The 19,042-nt window shown below is 69.7% G+C and carries 16 protein-coding genes and 1 pseudogene; 13 read left to right on the top strand and 4 right to left on the bottom strand.

Going from position 1 to position 19,042, the window contains the following annotated elements; all coding sequences use genetic code 11:
• The first annotated feature begins 110 nt into the window (after positions 1–110).
• The 3 genes and pseudogenes from OHS70_RS29455 to OHS70_RS29465 all read left to right on the top strand — a co-directional run.
• A complete protein-coding gene (locus OHS70_RS29455) occupies positions 111–1,397 on the top strand; it encodes a glycosyltransferase family 4 protein (protein ID WP_328402304.1) in 1,287 nt (428 codons plus the stop codon).
• Positions 1,394–2,194, top strand: coding sequence for a hypothetical protein (locus OHS70_RS29460; protein ID WP_328402306.1), 801 nt, complete (start codon positions 1,394–1,396; stop codon positions 2,192–2,194). Before OHS70_RS29455 ends, OHS70_RS29460 begins: the two co-directional genes overlap by 4 nt.
• 75 nt (positions 2,195–2,269) lie before the next feature.
• Positions 2,270–3,221, top strand: a pseudogene (locus tag OHS70_RS29465) (helix-turn-helix transcriptional regulator); the annotation flags it as partial.
• Here the strand turns inward: OHS70_RS29465 and ctaD are convergent.
• Complete coding sequence (ctaD, locus tag OHS70_RS29470; RefSeq protein ID WP_328402308.1) at positions 3,196–4,908, bottom strand: aa3-type cytochrome oxidase subunit I; 1,713 nt, start codon at positions 4,906–4,908, stop codon at positions 3,196–3,198. The pseudogene OHS70_RS29465 and the gene ctaD sit on opposite strands and share 26 nt — an antisense overlap.
• Positions 4,909–5,227: 319 nt before the next feature.
• On the opposite strand from ctaD, the gene OHS70_RS29475 reads away from it, so the two are divergent.
• Positions 5,228–5,443 (top strand): proteinase inhibitor I78, encoded by a 216-nt coding sequence (locus OHS70_RS29475; protein ID WP_328402310.1) that lies wholly within the window; start codon positions 5,228–5,230, stop codon positions 5,441–5,443.
• Between the two features lie 78 nt (positions 5,444–5,521).
• Here OHS70_RS29475 and OHS70_RS29480 read toward each other — a convergent pair whose 3' ends face one another.
• The gene (locus OHS70_RS29480) at positions 5,522–6,505 is read right to left on the bottom strand and encodes a phosphatase PAP2 family protein (RefSeq protein WP_328402312.1); all 984 of its coding nucleotides are present in this window, start codon (positions 6,503–6,505) and stop codon (positions 5,522–5,524) included.
• A 437-nt stretch (positions 6,506–6,942) separates the two neighbouring features.
• Between OHS70_RS29480 and OHS70_RS29485 the strand changes: the two genes are divergently transcribed.
• A complete protein-coding gene (locus OHS70_RS29485) occupies positions 6,943–8,574 on the top strand; it encodes an MFS transporter (protein ID WP_328402314.1) in 1,632 nt (543 codons plus the stop codon).
• Positions 8,575–8,662: 88 nt separating this feature from the next.
• Complete coding sequence (locus OHS70_RS29490; protein WP_328402316.1) at positions 8,663–9,853, top strand: acyl-CoA dehydrogenase family protein; 1,191 nt, start codon at positions 8,663–8,665, stop codon at positions 9,851–9,853.
• A gap of 85 nt (positions 9,854–9,938) precedes the next feature.
• Here OHS70_RS29490 and OHS70_RS29495 read toward each other — a convergent pair whose 3' ends face one another.
• Positions 9,939–10,373: a cell division protein SepF gene (locus OHS70_RS29495; RefSeq protein ID WP_328402318.1), complete on the bottom strand. Its 435-nt coding sequence runs from the start codon at positions 10,371–10,373 to the stop codon at positions 9,939–9,941.
• A 290-nt stretch (positions 10,374–10,663) separates the two neighbouring features.
• Between OHS70_RS29495 and OHS70_RS29500 the strand changes: the two genes are divergently transcribed.
• The 4 genes from OHS70_RS29500 to OHS70_RS29515 all read left to right on the top strand — a co-directional run bounded on the left by OHS70_RS29500 (position 10,664) and on the right by OHS70_RS29515 (position 14,634).
• On the top strand, positions 10,664–11,908 hold the full coding sequence (locus tag OHS70_RS29500; RefSeq protein WP_328402320.1) for a DUF5685 family protein: 1,245 nt from the start codon (positions 10,664–10,666) through the stop codon (positions 11,906–11,908).
• 402 nt (positions 11,909–12,310) lie between these two features.
• Positions 12,311–12,850, top strand: coding sequence for a DUF1684 domain-containing protein (locus tag OHS70_RS29505; RefSeq protein WP_328402322.1), 540 nt, complete (start codon positions 12,311–12,313; stop codon positions 12,848–12,850).
• 260 nt (positions 12,851–13,110) lie between these two features.
• Positions 13,111–14,016 (top strand): S1 family peptidase, encoded by a 906-nt coding sequence (locus OHS70_RS29510; protein WP_328402324.1) that lies wholly within the window; start codon positions 13,111–13,113, stop codon positions 14,014–14,016.
• Positions 14,017–14,154: 138 nt separating this feature from the next.
• Complete coding sequence (locus OHS70_RS29515; protein WP_328402326.1) at positions 14,155–14,634, top strand: hypothetical protein; 480 nt, start codon at positions 14,155–14,157, stop codon at positions 14,632–14,634.
• 19 nt (positions 14,635–14,653) lie between these two features.
• Here OHS70_RS29515 and OHS70_RS29520 read toward each other — a convergent pair whose 3' ends face one another.
• Positions 14,654–15,562 carry a DUF4231 domain-containing protein gene (locus tag OHS70_RS29520; RefSeq protein ID WP_328405998.1) on the bottom strand — a complete coding sequence of 303 codons (909 nt, stop codon included), beginning with the start codon at positions 15,560–15,562 and terminating at the stop codon, positions 14,654–14,656.
• A gap of 250 nt (positions 15,563–15,812) precedes the next feature.
• On the opposite strand from OHS70_RS29520, the gene fxsA reads away from it, so the two are divergent.
• From fxsA to OHS70_RS29535, 3 genes are read left to right on the top strand one after another with little or no spacing between them, the layout of a single operon-like run.
• A complete protein-coding gene (gene fxsA, locus OHS70_RS29525) occupies positions 15,813–15,977 on the top strand; it encodes an FxSxx-COOH cyclophane-containing RiPP peptide (RefSeq protein ID WP_328402328.1) in 165 nt (54 codons plus the stop codon).
• Positions 15,978–15,986: 9 nt separating this feature from the next.
• Entirely contained in the window at positions 15,987–18,170 is a 2,184-nt protein-coding gene (gene fxsBH, locus OHS70_RS29530; RefSeq protein ID WP_328402330.1) for a radical SAM/SPASM protein FxsBH, inactivated beta-hydroxylase extension form, read from the top strand.
• Positions 18,163–18,939 carry an aminoglycoside N(3)-acetyltransferase gene (locus OHS70_RS29535; protein WP_443062768.1) on the top strand — a complete coding sequence of 259 codons (777 nt, stop codon included), beginning with the start codon at positions 18,163–18,165 and terminating at the stop codon, positions 18,937–18,939. Before fxsBH ends, OHS70_RS29535 begins: the two co-directional genes overlap by 8 nt.
• The last annotated feature ends 103 nt before the right edge of the window (positions 18,940–19,042 follow it).

The raw sequence follows: 19,042 nt of genomic DNA on the forward strand, positions 1-19,042 counted from the left end.
CTGGGGGTGCCGCGACGCGTCCCTGTCGCACTGCATCCCAGGGAACTGCTACCCGCCTTAGTAGAGTCCTTTGGGGAAACGACCATGACCAGGGGGAACGCGGCAACGCCATGCGTATTTCATTTCTGCTGCACAATGCCTACGGCATAGGCGGGACGATTCGGACGACGTTCAATCTCGCTCGCGCGCTGGCGCGGGACCACGAAGTCGAGATCGTCTCGGTCTTCCGTCATCGTGACGAACCCGCCATGGGGGCACCGGCCGGCGTCACGATGAAGCATCTCGTCGATCTGCGGAAGAACAGCTCCGGCTACGACGGCGACGACCCGCTGGCCAAGGCACCGGCCAAGGTGTTCCCGCGCGGGGACGGCCGGCACAAGCAGTACAGCCGGCTCACCGACGCCCGGATCGGCGCCCACCTCGCCTCGGTCGAGGCCGATGTCGTCGTCGGTACCCGGCCCGGCCTCAATGTCCATGTCGCCCGCCAGACCCGGCGCGGCCCCGTCCGGATCGGCCAGGAACATCTGACCCTGGACAGCCACGGCTACCGGCTGCGCCGCGAGATCGGGCACCGCTACCGCGTGCTCGACGCCGTCACCACGGTCACCGAGGCGGACGCCCGGTGCTACCGCGAGCGGCTGAAGCTGCCCGGCGTACGGATCGAGGCGGTGGCCAACAGCGTCCCGGCGCCGGGCGTGGCACCGGCGGACCTGAGTGCCACGTGGGTCGTCGCGGCCGGCCGGCTCACCAAGGTGAAGCGGTACGACGTGCTGATCGAGGCGTTCTCCAAGGTCGTTGCCGCCCGCCCGGACTGGCGGCTGCGCATCTACGGAAGCGGGGACGCGACCGGAAACGAGAAGAACGCGCTGCGCGGGCTCATCGAGGAGCGCGGCCTGCACAACCATGTCTTTCTGATGGGTACGGCGAACCCGCTGGAGCCCGAGTGGGTCAAGGGGTCGATCGGTGTGGTCACCTCGAGCCTCGAGTCCTTCGGTATGACCATCGTGGAAGCGATGCGCTGCGGCCTCCCGGTCGTGTCCACCGACTGCCCGCACGGCCCCGGCGAGATCATCGAGGACGGCGTGGACGGCCGCCTCGTGCCCGTCGGCGACGTCGACGGGATCGCGGACGCGCTGCTGGCACTGATGGACGACGGTGATCTGCGCCGCCGCACCGGCCAGGCCGCTCTGGCGTCCTCCGCGCGTTTCGATCCCGCGCGGATCGCGGGACGTCACCTCGCGCTGTTCACCGAACTCGTCGCCCGCGGCGAGGGCGGCCGCTCGGCGAGCGCCGCACGTGACGCGTTCCACAGGTGCCGAAGCGCACTCTATGACGCCGCCTACTCCCTGCGTTATGTTGCCGCGGATGTGATCCGCAAACGGAAGAAGAGCACATGACCACGTCCACCCTGCGGCCCGTGCCGCGGGCCGACTGCATCGCGGATGCCGCAGGCGGCATCACCTTCGACGTGGTGGGAGCCGATTCGCCCCAGGCGGCGCTCGTGCTGAAGCGGAGGGGCGGCGGCAAGGCCCCCGAGGACGAACTGCGCCTTCCGCTGACTCCTTTGGGCGGCGGCGTCTCCCGTGCCGTGCTGCCGAGCACGGTCGAACTCGCCGAAGGCCGCTGGGACGCCCGCACCGACGACGGTGTGGCCCTCGAGCCCGGTATCCGTGATCTGCGGGCGATCGTCGACCAGACACCCGGGGACGGGACCGACCGCATCGCCGTGCGTGTCCCGTACCCGACGGCGGACGGCCGGCTCGCGGTGCGCTGCTGGGTGCGCGCCCCGCACGCCGAGGCCGGCGCGATCGGGCTCGCGCCGGAGGCGGGCACGATGTCCGTCGAGGGCCTGCTGTACGGAACCGAGCTGGGCGAGGGCGCCGTGGCCGAGGCCCGGCTGAGCTCCGGCGACCGGGTGCACGAGGTGCCGGTCACCGGCGAGGGCCGCGCCTTCGGGTTCACCCTGCCGTATGCGCCGATCTCCGACACGCCACCGGGCAAGGAACAGCTGTGGGAGCTGTGGCTGCGCCCGGCCCGGGACGCCGACGGGATACGGATCTCGCGCATCCTCGACGACATATGGGACAAGAAGGGTATCTTCGTCTACCCCAAGCAGGCGACGGACAGTTACCGCGCCGTGCCCTGCTACACCGGGGACAACGACCTGTGCGTGCGGCTCACGGCGGCCGGCTGACCGTCCGCGCGCAGCGCGGAACTCCGCCGGCCGTCGAGGACAGATGCTGTCCTCGACGGCTGGCAGACTCGGCGCATGTTGGAAACCTCGGCACGTCTGCTGCGCCTGCTGTCCCTTCTGCAGGCCCACCGCGAATGGTCCGGCGCCGAACTGGCCGAACGCCTCCGCGTCACCCCGCGCACCGTACGGCGGGACGTCGACCGGCTGCGTGAACTCGGCTACCCGGTCAACGCCAGCCCCGGTACGGGCGGCGGCTATCAGCTCGGCGCAGGTGCCGAACTGCCGCCACTGCTGCTCGACGACGACGAGGCGGTCGCGGTCGCCGTCGGGCTGCGCACAGCCGCAGGCCAGGGCATCGAGGGCATCGGCGAGACCTCGGTACGGGCCCTCGCCAAACTGGAGCAGGTCCTGCCGCACCGGCTGCGCCGCCGGGTCAGCGCGCTCAACACCTTCACCGTGCCCATGTTCCGCACGCCCCAAGGGCAGCTCGACGCGTCCGTACTCACCGAGCTCGCCAACGCCTGCCGGGACAGCGAGCGGCTGCGCTTCGAGTACCGCGACCACGGCGGCAGCACGACTCGCCGGACCGTCGAGCCGCACCGGCTGGTGTGCACCGAACGCCGCTGGTATCTCGTCGCGTGGGACGTGGACCGCTCGGACTGGCGTACCTTCCGGGCGGACCGGATCACACCGAAGCCGCCGCACGGCCCGCGGTTCGCGCCGCGCACCCCGCCGGCCGAGGACCTCGCCGCCTATGTCTCCGGGGGCGTGTCCACACGGGCGTACGCGGCCCAGGCCGTCATCCGGCTGCACACCTCCGCCGAGCGGGCCGCACAGACGATCGGCCCGTCCGACGGGGTGCTGGAGCCGCGTCGACGACACCCGCTGCCTGCTGCGCACCGGAGCCGCGAGCCTGGACGTCCTGGTCATCCACATCATGCTCATGGGCGTCGACTTCGAGGTGGTCGAGCCGCAGGAGCTGACCGAGCACATCACAGCGATCAGGGACCGGTTGTCCCGGGCTCTGGCCCCCGCCGGCTGATGTCGTCGTGCGGGGCCTCCGGCACGGCCGGGCGCTCGGCGGCGAAGGAGGGGTGGTGCAGATCGAAGGCGGGCGACTCGGAGCGGATCCGGGGCAGCGCCGTGAAATTGTGGCGGGGCGGCGGGCAGGAGGTCGCCCACTCCAGCGAACGCCCGAACCCCCACGGGTCGTCCACCTCCACCTTCTTGCCGTACCTGGCCGTCTTCCAGACGTTGTAGAGGAACGGCAGCGTCGACGCGCCCAGCAGGAAGGAGCCGATGGTGGAGAAGGTGTTGAGAGCCGTGAAGCCGTCGGCCGCCAGATAGTCCGCGTACCGCCGGGGCATGCCCTCCGCGCCCAGCCAGTGCTGGACGAGGAACGTCATGTGGAATCCCAGGAACAGCGTCCAGAAGTGGATCCTGCCGAGGCGCTCGTCGAGCATCTTCCCGGTGAACTTGGGCCACCAGAAGGAGAAACCGGCGAACATCGCGAAGACGACGGTGCCGAAGACGACGTAGTGGAAGTGGCCCACCACGAAGTACGAGTCGGTGACATGGAAGTCCATCGGCGGTGACGCCAGGATGACCCCGGTGAGCCCACCGAACAGGAACGAGACCAGAAAGCCGACCGCCCAGAGCATCGGGGTCTCGAAGCTCAGTGATCCGTTGAGCATCGTGCCGGTCCAGTTGAAGAACTTCACCCCGGTCGGGACCGCGATCAGGAAGGACATGAAGGAGAAGAACGGCAGCAGCACCGAGCCCGTGGCGAACATGTGGTGCGCCCACACCACCGCCGACAGACCCGTGATGGCCATCGTGGCCCCCACCAGCGTGAGGTAGCCGAAGATCGGCTTGCGGGAGAAGACCGGGATGATCTCGCTGATGATGCCGAAGAAGGGCAGCGCGATGATGTAGACCTCGGGATGGCCGAAGAACCAGAACAGATGCTGCCACAGCAGCGCACCACCGTTCTGGGCCTGGAACACCACCGACCCGAACTGCCGGTCGGACTCCAGCACCAGCAGCGCCGCCGCCAGCACCGGGAACGCGATCAGCACCAGGATGGTTGTGAACAGCACGTTCCAGGTGAAGATCGGCAGCCGGAACATGGTCATGCCGGGGGCGCGCAGGGCGAGGATGGTGGTCAGGAAGTTCACCGAGCCGAGGATGGTTCCGAAGCCGGCGAGTGCCAGGCCCATGATCCACAGGTCGGCGCCGATGCCGGGCGAGCGGTCCAGGGAGTTGAGCGGCGCGTAGGCGAACCAGCCGAAGCTCGCCGGGCCGCTGGGCACCGCCAGCGAGCCCAGCACGATCAGGCCGCCGAAGAGGAACAGCCAGTACGAGAGCATGTTCAGCCGGGGGAAGGCCACGTCGGGCGAACCGATCTGCAGTGGCACCAGCTCGTTCGCGAAGCCCGCGAAGGTGGGCGTCGCGAACAGCAGCAGCATGATCGTGCCGTGCAGCGTGAACGCCTGGTTGTACTGGTCGTTGCTGATCAGCTGGAGTCCGGGGCGGGCCAGCTCCGCCCGCATCACCATGGCCAGCACCCCGGCGATCACGAAGAAGCCGAACGAGGTGACCAGATACAGATGCCCGATCTTCTTGTGATCGGTCGTGGTCAGCCAGTCGACGATCACCCTGCCCAGCCGGTGCGACGGTGCCTCCGGGACCGGCCCGGCCGTCCTTGTACTCATCGCCGTCCCCTCGCGGTCAACGCCCCGGGCATCTTCGGGTCGGGGGGATCGTGTAAGGAAGCGGTGAATTTCTGACGGTGCTCCAATTCATCCTGCTTCCCGTGTCCGAGATAATTCCGCAACGGTAATTCCGGCCTGCACCGAGGCCCCGCCGAATTACCGTACGAACGCCGCTGAACTGCCCGTTCGGGTGAACAGGTCCGCGTTGAACAGGTGTCGAGATCCTGTGACAGAAGCGTGACAGCTGGGGTACTTGAGGCTGCTGAGCAAGCTGGTGATCCGCCTTCCGTCACCGTCCGCTGCCGCCTACCGTGGGTGCATGGCACCCATACCGTCTTCCTCCCAAGAACCCCAGGATGCCCCCGATTCGTATGTCGGCCTCGGGGCGCAGGCCGCCGAACTGCTGGCCCGTGAGCGCGGCTGGACATCCGTCAGATCGCTGCCGAAGGGCGCGATCATCACCATGGAGTACATGGTCGGCCGGCTCAACTTCGAGGTCGTGGACGGCACGGTGATCCGCTGCTGGAAGGGCTGACAGTCCCTGCCTGTATGTGACAGGCCCCGGCACCGAAGTGCCGGGGCCTGTCACATACAGCAGGGACGCAGGGCCGGATCAGCCGCCCGCGACCGGCCGCGAGTGCGGTGGTCTGCGGCTGCCCGACGGGGTGATGGGCGCGCGCTCCGAGCGGATCGCATGCGGCCGTGGCTGGGTGAGGTGGCCGCTCGTCCTGCCTGCCTGCCCGGGCCGGGTGTGGCCGACCGTGGCCACCGGCTCGCGGGACGGATCACTGCTGTGCGGGTCGCGCTGAGGGAATATCGCCGGCCGCAGACCGCCCGCCGCGACGGGCAGGGAGGGAGTGAGCCGACCGCGTGCACGCCACTGGTCGCGCAGTGCCAGGATCCAGGCTTCCGCACGGCCGATGAGCGGCTCGCACCAGGGCAGCGCGAGCATGATCAGCAGGCCGGCGGCCCAGCCGAGCAGCACATCGCTCAGCCAGTGCGTGCCGAGATACACGGTGGTCAGACCCACACCGAGCGAGACCACGGCCGACAGTGCCGACAGATAGCGGCGAGCCCGCGGGGTGGTGGCCAGATAGGCCAGGATTCCCCACGTCACCACCGCATTGGCGGTGTGTCCGGACGGAAATATATCGCCGCCCGCGAAGAGCTCGGCAGAGCCGATCTGCGTCGCGTAGTGAGGGCCGAGCCGGCCCAGACCGATCTTGACCGCTCCAACGGTCGCATTGAGCAGCAGCAGAGCAGCGCCGAGCACCAGCAGCGGCCTCAGCGTGTGCTGGCGCCAGGAACGCCAGCCCAGCCAGGCCGCCACCATCACGGCGGTCGGGCCGCGCTGGCCGAGCACCACGTAGTAGTCGAGGAGCGCGTGCTGTTCGGGCCACTGCTCGTACGGCCGGAAGAGCATGAGCTTCCAGTCGAGGGCCACCAGCCAGGTCGAGGCCAGAACGGCGACGACGATGGCGAGATAGAACGCCGACGTCCCGCCGAAGAGGGCGAGACGGGTGCGGCTCATCCGCGGGATCTCTATCTTCGGCGGTTCCGGCTCCCGGTCCAGCCGGGCAAAGATGTCGGTACGCACCTAATCGACGTTACAGCGAGTGAGTGAGCGGACCGGCCGATCCACGGGCTTTGTGATGCCGATGTGATGTGGAGTATGTCTCAGGGCCGGTTCTATTCACGGTCCGTCAGGAAAAGCGGGTGACCCGGTTCCCTATTTATCGGACGGTCTTCCTGTCACGTTCTTATCTCGGGTTCGAAATGGTTCACCGGTGCACCGTGCGGAATTTCCCCGTTGTTCAGGGCCCGCCAAGATCGTCTTCGCTCCCGCGGGGTGTGGCGTACGCCACACCGGGGCATTCGCCCAGGTGAGAGATCGACCACGCATCACGCGCCCGAACTCGCGTACGCTGGCGGCTCGCTCGCGCGTCGACGCCGGGCCGCCCACCGGGACGACAAGCAAATACCGTCCCCGGCGCTGGCCCGCCGAGTGCGAGGGACTCACTGGGAGGTACGTACATGTCCGTGACGACCACGGCCGGAGCACGCCTGCGTGCCGCCGGCGGCGGTGCCAACCGCTGGGTCGTCCTCGTCGTCCTCTGTGTCAGCCTGCTGTTCGTCGCCCTCGACGCGACCGTGCTGCATGTCGCCGTTCCCGCCGTCACCGAGGATCTGCGACCCAGCGGTGTCGAGCTGTTGTGGGTCGTGGACGCCTATCCGCTGATCTGTGCCTCCCTGCTGATCCTCTTCGGCACGCTGGGCGACCGGGTCGGCCGTCGCCGGGTGCTGCTGATCGGCTACGGCCTCTTCGGCGCGGCCTCGGCGGTCGCCGCCTTCGCGCCCACACCCGAGGTACTGATAGGCGCGCGCGCCCTGCTCGGCGTCGGCGGCGCCATGATCATGCCGGCGACGCTGTCGATACTGCGCGACGTCTTCCCGGACCGCCGCGAGCGGGCCATGGCCATCGGCATCTGGACCGCTGTCGCCGCGATCGGAGCCGCGACCGGCCCGGTGCTCGGCGGCTTTCTGGTCGAGCACTTCTGGTGGGGCTCGGTCTTCCTGATCAACATCCCGCTGATGGCTCTGATCCTCCCCGTCGGCCGCTGGCTGCTGCCCGAGTCCAGGGGCTCGGCGGACGGACCGTGGGACGTACTGGGCGCGCTGACGGCAGCGGCCGGTGTGCTCGGAGTCGTTCTCGGAGTCAAGCGCCTCGGCGGCGGCGACCGGGTGCTCGACGCCGGCACCCTCGGTCCCTTGCTGGTCGGTGCCGTCCTGCTGGCTGTGTTCGTACGGCGTCAGCGCCGCCGCGAACACCCGCTGATCGACATGCAGATGTTCACCAGGGCCGCGTTCTCCTCCTCCGTCGGCTGCATCATCCTCGCGATGCTCGCCCTCGTCGGCCTGGAGCTCATAGCCGTCCAGTACCTGCAACTGGTCCTCGGGCTCAGCCCGCTGGAGACCGGCCTGCGGCTGCTGCCGCTCACCTTCGCCGCGATGGCCGCCGGCGCCACCGGCTCGTACACCCTGCACCGCGTCGGCCCGCGCCGGATGGTCGGCTGGGGCTTCGTCCTGACCGCGGCCTCCGTGCTGCTGCTGACCGTGATGGGCCAGCACGACCGGCCCTGGCTGCTCACCGCGGCGTTCGTACTGCTCGGCTTCGGACTGCAGAGCACCTTGTTCGGGGCGTACGAGTCGATGCTCAGCGAGGCCCCGGCCCACCAGGCGGGGGGAGCGGCCGCGATCGGCGAGACCTCGTACCAGCTCGGCGCGGGCATGGGCATCGCCCTGCTGGGAAGCGTGATGAACGCCGCGTACGCGCCGGCGGTCACCGCCCTGTCCGGAGTGCCGGACCGGGCGAGTGCCGCTGCCGCGCACTCCCTGGGGGAGGCCTACCAGGTCGCCGACACGCTGGGCGGGCCGGCGGGGCACGCGCTGCGTACCACGGCCCGCCACTCCTTCGTCCACGGTCTGCATGTCACGCTGCTGGTCAGCGCCGGGCTGCTGCTCGTCGGCGCCCTGGCGGCGCTCAAGCTGCCGCGCATGATGGAGTCGGCGGTAGACAAGTGCCCGAGGCAGCGGCTGCCCGAGGTCTCGATCCCGGCCGGCCGTGAGCCGGCGGAGGCGGCAGGGTCTGGACGCGCGGCACACTGAGCCGTAACGTCAGCCGCAACTAGCACTGCTAGTTTTCGTCCGTCGTGTGTTCGTGTTCCGCTGTGTGAGAGCCGCCGGAGGCCAGACCATGTCCGCACCCTCGAAGCTGCCGCCCTTCGACGCCGGCGATCCGCTCGGCATCGACGATCTGCTCGATGCCGAGGACCTCGCGATCCGAGACACCGTGCGCACCTGGGCCGCCGACCGTGTCCTGCCGTACATCGCCGACTGGTACGAGCGCGGCGAGCTGCCCGGCATCCGGGAGCTGGCCCGGGAGCTCGGCTCGATCGGCGCGCTCGGCATGTCGCTCGAGGGTTACGGCTGTGCCGGGGCCACCGCCGTCCAGTACGGACTTGCCTGCCTGGAGCTCGAGGCCGCCGACTCCGGCATCCGTTCGCTGGTGTCCGTACAGGGCTCGCTCGCCATGTACGCGATCCACCGGTACGGCTCCGAGGAGCAGAAGCAGCGCTGGCTGCCCGGCATGGCGGCCGGCGAGACCATCGGCTGCTTCGGCCTGACCGAGCCCGATGTCGGCTCCGACCCCGCGGCCATGCGTACCTACGCCAAGAAGGACGGCGCCGACTGGGTGCTGACCGGCCGCAAGATGTGGATCACCAACGGTTCGGTCGCCGGCGTCGCCGTCGTCTGGGCGCAGACCGACGACGGCATCCGCGGCTTCGTGGTCCCCACCGACAGCGCCGGCTTCTCCGCGCCCGAGATCAAGCACAAGTGGTCGCTGCGCGCCAGCGTGACCAGCGAACTGGTCATGGACGAGGTACGACTGCCCGCCGACGCGGTGCTGCCGGAGGTCACCGGACTGCGCGGACCGCTCGGCTGCCTCAGCCACGCCCGCTACGGGATCGTCTGGGGCGCAATGGGCGCCGCGCGCTCCAGCTTCGATGCGGCGGTGGCGTACGCCCGCACGCGCGAGCAGTTCGGCAGGCCGATCGGCGGCTTCCAGCTCACCCAGGCCAAGCTCGCCGACATGGCGGTCGAGCTGCACAAGGGCATTCTGCTCGCCCACCACCTGGGCAGGCGTATGGATGCCGGGACGCTGCGGCCCGAACAGGTCAGTTTCGGGAAGCTCAACAACGTGCGCGAGGCCATCGAGATCTGCCGCACCTCGCGCACCATCCTCGGCGCGAACGGCATCTCCCTCGAGTACCCCGTGATGCGCCATGCGACCAACCTCGAGTCGGTGCTCACCTACGAGGGCACGGTCGAGATGCACCAGCTGGTGCTGGGCAAGGCGCTCACCGGCCTGGACGCGTTCCGGTAGGTCCCGGTTCGGCCGGCGAGAGCTCCCCCGGCCACCGCGGGGAGGGGGTGCCCCCGGACGAAGTCTGGGGGGAGTGCCCCCACCCTCAGCTCTGGTTGAAGAAACCGTCCTGCACACGCCCCGCGGACTCCCCGCTGACGATCTCGGTGTCGGCGGGGGTCAGCAGGAACACGCGGGTGGCCACGCGCTCGATCGAGCCGCGCAGCCCGAAGGCCAGCCCGGCGGCGAAGTCGACCACGCGCTTGGCGTCGGCCGCCTCCATCGAGGTCAGATTCACGATGACGGGAACGCCGTCCCGGAACAGCTCGCCGATGCCGCGCGCGTCCCGGAATCCGTCCGGGGAGATGGTGGCGATCCGTCGGCCCTGTTCCTGGGCGGATTCGGAGGCCACGCGCACCCTGGGGTCGGTGACCCATGCGTCACCCGTGTCAGCATCCCCGGCGTACTCGTCGTCGTAGTAACGCCCGTCGTTGTCCTCGACGAGTCCCAGCCAGGCGCTCGCCTTGCGTACCGAACCCATGGACGCCTCCTTCCGCTGCTGCAGTGGTCTCACTGCGGTCTCTGTCGTTCCGCACCCCTATGGTCGTCCATAATGCGGATCGCGCGCCAAGTGGATAGTCGCCGCGCAGGGGATTCGTGACGGTACTGGTGCAGAAGATGTGGCGATTCGTCAATGTTCTTCCTGCGTAGGGGGCATGAGGGGATCAAAATATAAAAGTCGGGCCGGACGGGTGAGCCCGGGGGCGTATGGGTGAACGGATCACTCGATACGATGCCTGCCGCACTGTCGATCGACCCTCGGGGGGCGTCGTGTTCGGAATCGTCAGACCCTGCACGCACAGGCTCGGCGACGGGCTGAAGACCGAGTGGATGGCCCATCTGTGCGGCCTGTGTCTCGCACTTCGCGCCGACCACGGTCAGTTCGCCAGGATCGTCACCAACTACGACGGCCTGATCGTCTCGGTTCTGACGGAGGCTCAGACCGGGCGCACCACCGCACAGCGGCGCACCGCCGGGCCCTGCCCGCTGCGCGCCATGCGCACCGCGCCCGTCGCCCGCGGCGAGGGGGCGCGCCTGGCGGCCGCCGTGTCGCTGGTGCTGGCCTCGGCGAAGGTGCGGGACCACGTCGCCGACCGGGACGGCGTGTTGGCCCGCAGACCGGTGGCCGCCGCCGCCCGCCGGATAGCCTCCGGCTGGGACCGGGCGGGTGCGCGCACCGGCGCGGAGCTCGGCTTCGACACGGCGGTGCTTGTGGACGCGGTCGACCGGCAGGCAGGGATCGAGACGCTGGCCGGGCCGGGGACCTCCCTGCTGACGGTGACCGAGCCGACCGAGACGGCCACGGCGGCCGCCTTCGCGCACACCGCAGTGCTCGCCGGCCGCCCGCAGAACGTGGCACCCCTCGCCGAGGCCGGCCGGCTCTTCGGGCGGCTCGCGCATCTGCTGGATGCCGTCGAGGACAAGGAGGCTGACGCCGCGTCGGGAGCGTGGAACCCGCTGACGGCGACCGGCACCTCGCTCGCCGAGGCGCGCCGCCTCGCGGACGACGCGGTGCACGGCATCCGGCTGGCGCTGCGGGACGCGGACTTCGTGGACGGCAAACTGGCGCACGTCCTGCTCGTGCACGAGATCCGGACCTCGGTGAACCGTGCCTTCGGCTCGACCACCTGCTCGCACCAGGGGTACGGCCCGCAGCCCGGGCAGGGCGGCAACCCGTACGTCGGCCAGGGCAACCCGTACGGTCAGGGCGGGGTTTATCCCGGCGGCGGACCCTACGGCTCCAACAACCCCTACGGCGGTGGCATGCCGGGCGGCCCGGGCGGCCCCGGCGGCGGCCTGCCCCCGCAGTTCGGCGGCGAGCCGCCGACACCGAAGCCGCGCGGTTTCTGGGCGGGCTGCGCGGTCTCCACCGGGCTCTTCTGCACCTGCCGCATCTGCTGCGCCAAGGAGTACGAGGGCCCCTGGTCCCGCAAGAAGCGCGAGGGCTGCTGCCACAAGTGCGACTGCGACTGCGGCCCGAACTGCGACTGCTGCTGCCCCTGCGACGGCTGCTGACGGTCTGTCGGACCTCTCGGGACCGGGTCACCTGGTCCCGGCCGGCTCGCGTTCCCGTCTCGGCGCGAACCGGCGGTGCGGCGTGTCCTGAACATGAGAGGTGTGAAGCTCACTCGGAGGAGGGAACGACGAGTGCGGCGAGGGGGCGGCACGGTGCCGTGTGCGTGAAGGCGCCTCGCCATGATCCCGGGTCCGTACGGCCCACTGTCCCTCACCGGGAGCCTCCCCCCTGCCTTCGGCGGGAGGTGTCCCCAGGCTTGCCGACCACCCGGAAGGGCAATTCCGGCCGTCCCGGGAACCTGGACCGAGGAAGGTGACGAGGGGGGCTCAGCGCCACCGACGCGGACGCTCTCACCGTCGACCGCAAGCCGCTCACCTGCCGGATCCGCCTCAACGCCGACCATGCGCCGGTCCCCGAACCGCGTCTCCCAAGGCGAGCGCCGACTGGTCGTGCTGCGCCGCGAAGACCTGTGGGCGGTGCGCGACTTCGACCCGCAGGCATGCCTGCACGGCCTTTCGGGGCCTCGCGGCGGCACCGTACGGCTTTCGCCGGGCAGTGCCGGGACACTTCCGGGCCTACGAGCGGGACCACAGCATCCGGGGCGAGAACACCGAGGGCCGCGCGCGAGGTCCCGGCCTCGGCGGGGAGATCGTCTTCGACCTCGACGGCGAGGATCGCACGCTCAAGGCGCCGGTCGGGGCGACGGATCGCTGTGGGCGGCCTTCGCCGACGCGACCAGCGGTGACAGCAGCCACCGCTTCGGGTTTTTGCGGCCGGCCGCGCCGTCACCGGAGCGCTCGGTGAGCGTCGCCTCAGCCGTGCTGCTGCCGCCGTGCGCCTTCGCGGGCCACTTCGTCTGCCCCTTCCCGCCGCCAGGGAACACACTGCCCGTGCGGTCCCGGCCGGCGAACGGAACCGCCCGGGACGCCGATCCGTCCTAGGGGGCGGACGAACACCGAGACGCATGCACAGCCCCGGTGGCCGAAGAGGCCGCCGGGGCCATGTGGCATGCATGTGCCGAGCGGCCGAAAAGAGCCCTTGTGCGGCAAGTTGACGGCACGAATACTCCCGAGCAGCGCTTGTCAGGTGTATGGCCTGTCCGGAAAGCGGAATGACCGGATGGTGTCCGTACGTCCTGGCTGCGCCTCACGGGCCCCGAACCCCACCAACGGGCCCCCATCCCCCTCGGGAGGAACGAAAAGTGAGGATCAAGCGCACCATCCCCCGCAGCGGCAGCTCCAGACGCATCCGTCTGCTCGCCGCGTCCACCGGCCTGATCGCAGCCGCAGCACTGGCCGTCCCCACCGCCACCGCCACCGCCGACCCGGCACAGACTTTCAGCGCGAACCAGCTCACCGCCGCGAGCGACGCCATGCTCGAAGCGGATGTCGCAGGCACCGCCTGGCACATCGACCAGGCCAGGGGCACCCTGGTCGTCACGGCCGACAGCACCGTCTCCAAGGCCGAGATCGCCAGGATCAGGAGCGAGGCGGGCAGCAACGCCGGAGCCCTGCGCATCGAGCGCACGCCCGGCACGTTCTCCAAGCTCATCTCGGGCGGCGACGCCGTATACGCCACCAGCTGGCGCTGCTCCCTCGGCTTCAACGTCCGCAGCGGCAGCACCTATTACTTCCTGACCGCAGGCCACTGCACCGACGGCGCGGGCACCTGGTACACCAACTCGTCACGCACCACGAGCATCGGACCCACCGCCGGCTCCAGCTTCCCGGGCAACGACTACGGCATCGTCCGCTACACCAACACCTCGCTGTCACACCCGGGCTCCGTCGGAAGCGTCGACATCACCAGCGCCGCCAACGCGACCGTCGGCATGTCCGTCACCCGCCGCGGCTCCACCACCGGCACCCACAGCGGCTCCGTCACAGGCCTGAACGCGACCGTGAACTACGGTGGCGGTGACATCGTCTACGGCATGATCCGCACCAACGTGTGCGCCGAGCCCGGCGACAGCGGCGGCCCGCTCTACTCCGGCAGCCGGGCGATAGGTCTGACCTCGGGCGGCAGCGGCAACTGCTCCTCGGGCGGCACGACGTTCTTCCAGCCGGTCACCGAGGCACTGAGCGCCTATGGAGTGAGCGTCTACTGACGTCGACGCAAGACAACCGAACCGGTCGAGTCCCCGTCCGGCATGCACTGCATGCCGGACGGGGGCTTCGACGTTCCGCCCCTGTTTGAGAGGATGTCAGGAGGCGTGGACGTCGCAGTGACGGGGGTTGCAGGCTTCGTGAAACGCATTGGAGTGACCGGCCACCGGGGTATCCCGCCTGAGGCGCTGGCTCATATCCGGGCCGGTATGCATGCCGCGCTCTGCGGCCATCGGGGGTCGCTGGAGGCGCTGTCGTCCCTGGCGGTCGGCGCCGACCAGCTCTTCGCAGATGTCGCACTGGCCTGCGGCGCGGAGCTGACCGTGGTGATCCCCAGCGGCGACTACGAGCGGGGCTTCGCGCGGCCCGACGAGCTCGCCCACTACCGACGGCTGAAGAGCCTGGCCACCCGGGAGATCCAGCTGTCCTTCCCCACCTCGACCGACGAGGCGTACTACGCGGCCGGCGCCTATATCGCGGACCGTTGCGACCGGCTTCTCGCGGTCTGGGACGGACGCCCCGCCCGCGGTCACGGCGGAACCGGCGATATCGTCCGCTACGCCAGAGATCTCGGCAAGCCGGTGACCGTCCTGTGGCGCGAGGGCCTCGAGCGCGACTGAGGACCGGACTGGTGCAGCCTCAACTACGGTGCCTGGCAAGCCAGTCCGTGTGCTGGGGCGAGACGATCCGCTCGGTCTCGTAGACCGCGGAAGGCCACTGCGCATCGGTGACCGTGGTTTCCATAGCTGTGTGCAGCGCCGCCAGGCCCTCCTCCACCAGCGAGTGCGCGGCTATGAGCGGCTGGTGCCGGCGGATCTCGCTCCAGGCGAGACACGCGGCCGCCGCGGCCGACAGCACCCCGGCCAGATGGACGGACCCGGCGACCGAAAAGGTCCGCAGCGTGGCGAAGAACAGTGCGAACAGCGTGAGCAGGCCGATCGACGCGGACCAGAACGCGGTGGCGCGACGGGATATCTCCGTACGCCGGTGGTACCAGTTGCGCTGCTCGATCAGCCGGTCCCTGACGTACGTCTCCTTGCGTATGCTGAACGCCTTCGCCCGCAGCCGCCGCATGGGTGTGGTGATCAGGTCCGCGGCTGCCGCACTCGCATCGGCGCCACGCGGGTCCTCCCAGCCGACCTTGGCCAACTCCTGTAACCCTTCCTCCAGCCGGGCGGTGAACAAGGTGTCGGCATCGGTGCCGGCCTCCGTGGTTCCGAACGGCGTGCCGTGGACGGCGTAGCGCCAGCACATGGACTTGATGAACTCCGCGGCGGAGCGGTTGAGTTGCCAGTGCGACTTTGCTCGCCGCCGGGAGGAGCGGTAACTGAGCACCAGCACTCCCGCGTAGGCCAACGCACTGAAGAATCCCATGAGTTGGAAGGACCCGCCGAGCCGCAGGGAGGACGGCAGCGCGGCGAAGGCGGCACCCAGGACCAGCAGCAGGAGCTGGTGGCGGGTGGCGGCGACGGCCTCCCGCTGGCGGGCGATGGCCGCTGCGTCCGTGTGATGGAAGAGAACCGGCAGGTCGGAGTTACGGAAGACCATGCTTTCCAATGGCCGCGGAAACTCGCTCATACGCACCCCCGTCTGCGGTTTTGCCTTCACCCTTTAGGTGGAATGGCTCGTTCCGTACTGTCCTGCGAGAATGCTGCGAAACTCTTTCGTTCCGTATCGCACGCGCTGAGTTGCTGCGGGTGGCCATGAGGGTAAAGTCGTGCCGCCGGCATCGCAACGGTGCGTGGTATCTGTGCTGGACACGGCATTGAGCTGGACACAACATCAAGGATGGCCCCCTATGACGCTTCACTCCTCCCCATCCTTCGCTGCTGCGAAGAAGAATCGGGCCCCGCTGGCGCAGATCGACGTGCGTGGTGCTGATGCCGCGAAGAAGCTGGCGCGCGTGCTTCCGGTTTCCGACGACCGAGCAATGCGGGCATCCACCTTTCAGTCTGCGCTCTAGACTGGCGCAATGACTGGACCCCTGGTCCCTTTCCGCGAGATTGTGGTGAAGGTCCACAGCAGGTGCGACCTTGCGTGCGACCACTGCTACATCTACGAACACGCTGATCAGAGTTGGCGAACCCGCCCGAAGGCAATCTCTGACGAAGCGATTTCCTGGACAGCTCTGCGACTGGCCGAGCATGCCAAGAGCCATGCCCTGCCCTCCGTGTCAGTGATCCTGCACGGAGGGGAGCCTCTGCTGGCGGGCCCCGCACGCCTGCGGCGGATCTGCGAGGAGCTCACCGCGGCCCTCGACAAGGACACCGCCCTCGATCTGCGGATCCATACCAACGGGTTGCAGCTCAGTCCTCGATACCTCGACCTGTTCGACGAATTCGGGGTCCGGGTCGGTATCTCCCTCGACGGCGACCGGGCCGCGAACGACCGCCACCGCCGCTTCGCCGACGGCCGCACCAGCCATCCCCTGGTTCTGCGGGCCGTGGACCTGCTCCGCCAGGAGCGCTACCGGCATCTGTTCCTCGGGCTGCTCTGCACGATCGACGTGGCCAACGACCCCCACGCCGTGTACGACGCCCTCACCGAGCTCACGCCGCCCCGTATCGACTTCCTGCTGCCGCACGCCACCTGGGCCGACCCGCCGGTCCGACCCGACGGCTCGCCCACCGCGTACGCCGACTGGATCCTCACCGTCTTCGACCGCTGGGAAGCACAGGGCAGGCCGGTGCCGGTACGGCTCTTCGAGTCCGTGCTCTCCACCCTCGCCGGCGGTCCCAGCCTCACCGAGTCCCTGGGGCTCGCCCCCACCGATCTCGTCGTCGTCGAGACCGACGGCGCACTGGAGCAGGTCGACTCGCTCAAGAGCGCCTACGACGGCGCCGCAGCCACCGGATTCGACGTCTTCACGCACACCTTCGACGAGGTCGCCGCCCACCCCGGGGTCCGCGCCCGACAGCTCGGGCTGGCGGGCGTCAGCCGGACATGCCGTCAGTGCCCCGTCGTACGCTCGTGCGGCGGAGGGCTCTACACCCACCGGTACGCCACCGGCACCGCCTTCGACAACCCCTCCGTGTACTGCACCGACCTCGAAGCGCTTGTCCGCGGCATCGAGCAGCGCACGGCCGCGACCGGGTCCCCGGCCGTGACCGACCCGGAAGCCCTTCGCATCCTCCAGCAGGAGCTGACCCGCCTTCTGCTCGCCGAGCTCGACGCACGCCTCGACGGCCGCGGAGGCGAGAAGTGGCGGGCGGCCTGGCAGCTGGCGTCCGTCGTCGAGCAGCGGTCGGACGGGATGGACGAGATCCTCGCCCATCCCTACACCCGCAGCTGGCTGCGCACCTGCCGGGACGCCCTCCAGGAGCAGCGGCCGGACGCCGTCGAGCTCGCACTGCAGCTGGACGCGTACGTCGCGGCGGCGGCCGTACGAGGCGGGCTGGACATGCCCGTACGGGTCATCTGCCGGGGCGGCACGCTCGCCCTGCCCACCCTCGGCGAGCTGCGGCTGGCCGGGGTCCCCGACCAGTGCGAGGCCGAAGTACGCGGCAGCCGGCACGAGCTGTGGGTGCGGGTGCCGGGGCGTGAGGCGTTACGCGTACGCCCAGATGTCGCCGCCGACGGCTGGCGGCCCGTACACAGGCCCGGGCTCGAGGGCTGGCCCGACCTGGTGCTCGACGACATCGACCCGCACCGCGACTTCCGGCAACCGGTGCACGAGGACGAGGACCCCGGACCGCTCACCGAGGCATGGACGCTGCTGCGGCGGGCCGACCCACGCCAGGCCGCCGAGATCGCGGACTCGCTCACCACCCTGACACCGCTCCCGGACGGCGGGCCGTCCGTCGGACGGCACGGCTACGGAGCCCTCGGCCTGAGGCTCCAGGGCCCGCCCGTCCAGCTGGCGGCCGCATTGCTGCGAGGCTTCCGCCGCGCCAAACTCCAGGCGCTGACCGAGGTCACGGACCTCTGGGCCCAGGACGGCTGGTGGCACCACCCCGCCCCCTGGCAGGACGAGCCGCTGCCGGTGTCGCAACTGCTGGCCGAGGTGTACGAACGCGTCGGACTGCGGGCACTCGACGCCAGGGAGGCGGCACCGGCCGGACCCGCACTCGCCGTCCTGGAGAGCAGTGCCGAACTGACCGTCGACGGCAAGCGCCTGGTGGCCGTCCTGCGGGCGGAGGCCACCCGTGGTGGCTGACCCCCGGCAGGACCGGAACCTGGCGGACAGCGTGCGGGAGGCGGGCGTACGCAGCGGCATGACCCTGCTCGTCCATGCGTCCCTGCACGGCACCGGACTGCGCGCAGCGGCCGTGCGCGACGCCCTGCTGGACGTACTCGGCCCCGGTGGCACGCTGGTGGTGCCCGCCTTCACGGCGGAGAACTCCGACACCTCCCCGGCCTACCGGGCCCAGGTGAGCGGCATGTCACCCCAGCAGGAGGCAGCCTTCCGGGCGGACATGCCGGCTTTTCACGCGGGCACCACACCCAGCCAGGGGATGGGCCGGTTGGCCGAGTCCGTACGCACCGCCGAGGGGGCTCTGCGCAGCGGTCATCCGCAGACCTCGTTCGCCGCGATCGGGCACCGTTCCGCGGAACTCCTCGCCGACCATCCGCTGACCTGCCATCTCGGTGAGCGCTCACCGCTCGGCGCGCTCTACCGGGCCGATGCGCGGGTACTGATGATCAATACCGGCTACCGCGTGTGCACCGCATTTCATCTCGCCGAGTACCGCACCCAGGTGCCCCTGCGCACCTATCGCTGTGTGGTGCCCCGGCCCGACGGCGGCCGGGAATGGACCGAGTACAAGGACATCGAACTGGACGACAGCGATTTCGGTGTCATCGGCAGTGCTTTCTTCGATGGCCTGAAACAGGAGAGACAACTGGGGGGAGCGGTCACAAGGTTGTTCTCGATCAGGGATGCGGTCGACCATGCGGAGAGATGGATGACCGAAAAGCGGCGTTGAATGACTGAACGTCGGGGGCATGGAGTGTGTCCTGCTCCGGAATGATGAAGTCGTCGCTCGCATCTTTCATCGATCGTGGGTGTCAGGTCGGGCTACACACAGG

The organism is Streptomyces sp. NBC_00390, assembly GCF_036057275.1.
Classification (GTDB): Bacteria; Actinomycetota; Actinomycetes; order Streptomycetales; family Streptomycetaceae; genus Streptomyces.